This window comes from Thauera carbonicopians (assembly GCF_025699485.1).
Lineage (GTDB): Bacteria > Pseudomonadota > Gammaproteobacteria > Burkholderiales > Rhodocyclaceae > Thauera.
Map to the genome: position 1 here is coordinate 1 of NZ_JANUXN010000039.1, position 2,562 is coordinate 2,562.

The 2,562-nt window shown below is 53.5% G+C and carries 3 protein-coding genes; all 3 read left to right on the forward strand.

Annotated elements, in window-relative coordinates; all coding sequences use genetic code 11:
* The first annotated feature begins 86 nt into the window (after positions 1-86).
* Complete coding sequence (locus tag NX068_RS21000; RefSeq protein ID WP_263463187.1) at positions 87-563, forward strand: hypothetical protein; 477 nt, start codon at positions 87-89, stop codon at positions 561-563.
* A 25-nt stretch (positions 564-588) separates the two neighbouring features.
* On the forward strand, positions 589-1,512 hold the full coding sequence (locus NX068_RS21005; RefSeq protein WP_263463188.1) for a hypothetical protein: 924 nt from the start codon (positions 589-591) through the stop codon (positions 1,510-1,512).
* 65 nt (positions 1,513-1,577) lie between these two features.
* Entirely contained in the window at positions 1,578-2,129 is a 552-nt protein-coding gene (locus NX068_RS21010) for a hypothetical protein (protein ID WP_263463190.1), read from the forward strand.
* Positions 2,130-2,562: the final 433 nt, after the last annotated feature.

Genomic DNA, 2,562 nt, shown 5'->3' on the forward strand with positions numbered 1-2,562 from the left:
TGATGGAGCCAGCGACGAAGCATGCTTAGAAATGATTCAGCACCGATGAAAGCGATTTATTCAGCGCTTCCTTAAAGAGCAAAGGTTTGTTCGATGAAGAAGCCGTGTCGCTTCATAAGACCATCATAAACTTGGGGCGTCTCCGCGGAATTACGACGGTTTTCTATGATCATCTTTCTAATCGGGAAAATTCTGACGATGAGGTTTTCAAGCCTTCCAACGTAAAACCAGACCGAGTTGTCGATCTCATTGATACAGCTTTAACCGAAATAGAGCTTCTTTCATCAATTTCGCCATCCGAGCGTGCACGCATTGAAGGCTATTTACATGAGGCAAAGAAGGAAGCGTTGTCCTCAAGTCCATCTTGGTCAAAGATCGTAGGTGCGCTTGTTATTGTTGCTGCGGTTACCAGTGGCCTTGCTGATGCTCCCAACGCGGCGAAAAACGTCAAAGATGCCATCGAGTACATCTTGGGTACTTCAGTTGAAAAGCCTCTTCAAAGATACCTACCCACACCGAATGAGCATGGCAATAAACCAACACCAATTGGCACATTGGCCTAACCCATCGTTAGCCCTCAGATCGCCAATGTCCGCATCCGACGAACATGATCGACTCGCTAGCGTTCTTGGCGATACGCTTGCGCATGCTGCAAATGAAACTCTCATTCTGGCGCGGCTTGAGGAGTTCCTTGACCCAAAACCTCCAAAGCTGGCGACTTCGAGGGAACGTGCCGATGCACTGAACAAATCAATCGATGCTCTCGTTAAAGAATACGGTGGCCCGCCTAGATTGATAATTCATTTTACGAACGAGCCGAAGCCTCGGTACGACACCTATCTCTCAGCCGCTCTCGACGAGGTTATGCAGTTGTTCAACCGCACACGCAACTCGCTTTGTCGAGCACGGGCATTTCTAATCGGAATGCATTTTCTCGAAACAAAACCAAACCTAATTAACATCCCTGAAGATGCCCCACCCGAGGTGCACAGCTTCTTTCAAAACGGGGCGTCGAACGCATTTTGGGAACATACTGAATCTTGTTACATCCGCCTCGCCGGCTACTGGGATCGCGTTGGCCAAGTTCTTGACTTCGCCTTCTTCGGAATTCGGCAATACGAAAGGGATGGCTTCTCCGCAGTTCTAGATCGCATTCGCGCAAACACCCTGCGGATGCATCCAGACATCGGCAATCTTTCAGCATGGAAACTACTTTGGAAGTACAAGAAATCTGAGCGGGAGGACGGGTTGCAGTGGTTGCTCTCACGAAGAAATCTACTCGTGCATAGCCTTCACCTGCGCCCTGCGGAACCGGAAGAGCCTGAGGAACTCTACGAGTCCGCCTTCAACCATCTGGATACCCGCTTTCGTGAAAGCTTGTCGGTCGGTACGCCAGAAGTTGAAGTCAACCGCTTGCACTCCCACCTTACTGCGGCCGCCGAGCTATTTCCCCGCGTTATAGAGCTTTGCCAACACTATGCCCCACATTCGCCCGTCCGCACTGAGGGCTAACCCTGCGGTCAACCGGACCTGCGCGAAAAGCCGCGCAGGCCGGTTACCTTGAACGTTAGCGCCCTATGACAGTTGATCTTCAATCCCGAGCAACTTTGGCCGAGTCAGCCCGCTGGCTTGTTGGCGGTCGCATCACCAATTTCCAGTTCGACGATTTAGTGCCGCGGTCAAAGGATCCGGCCATCCGTGAAATCTACAACCAATTCCTTTGGCTGCTTTACTGCGATTTGCGGGAGCATCGCTTAATCGGTAAGGATAAATTGCCACAAGCCCAAAGGGATGTGGCCGCCCGCTGCGTTCTCTTTCTCAAGTCAGGTCTTCCATATTTATGGCCTGTCCTTTCTCCTACACAGTCCGCACTTCTCACCATCGCCAATTTCCTGACGCTTGGCTTGGCCGGTCGCACCTATTTCCGCCGGATCAGTTCTTCCGGTGACATGTTGTACTGGCCGTTCATATCCCAAACGCAGTACGCTGTCGCCGTGGGAGCACCGGTCTACCTATCCGGGGCGGGCGCTAACAATTCCCAAGGGATTTCCCGTCAACACCTTTCTGCAGACCTGCGGCCGCAGGCCGCAACAACGCTTGATCACGCACACATTTTCTTCTCCCGCTGACCACGACCGAGCGTGATCGCTTTATGACTGGCGGCATTGCAATGGACAAGGACAGAACAGACTGCCTTTCCCCAATCGGCCTTGTTCGGCACAGAGGTGCCGGGGCCATGCGACTCACCGCTCCGGCTGGCCTCAATCATTGCTCGGCGCGACCGAGGCGCGGGGATCAGCCGCGATACTCTTCATGGTCGGCCATCTTGTTAGTCAGGCTCTCAGCTGGTCGGTCTGACCTGTTTTGCCTATCGCTTGCGCGCAGTCATGATTGCTTCACTCTGGAACGCAGTGCGTCAGCTTGCTGCTTGTTCGATCGCCGGCCCCCATTGGCGCCAGGCATCCGGGTTGTAGCGCTCTTCCCGGGCCAGCACGGCCCACAACTGCCGCGCGTGTTTGTTGGCAATGGCGACCAGGGTCTTGTGATACCCGACCCGTGCAT

What these genes read in the sequence shown, in the direction of transcription:
- NX068_RS21005 (WP_263463188.1), top strand. Translation starts at nt 589, where the DNA reads ATGTCCGCATCCGACGAACATGATCGACTCGCTAGCGTTCTTGGCGAT.
- NX068_RS21010 (WP_263463190.1), top strand. Translation starts at nt 1,578, where the DNA reads ATGACAGTTGATCTTCAATCCCGAGCAACTTTGGCCGAGTCAGCCCGC.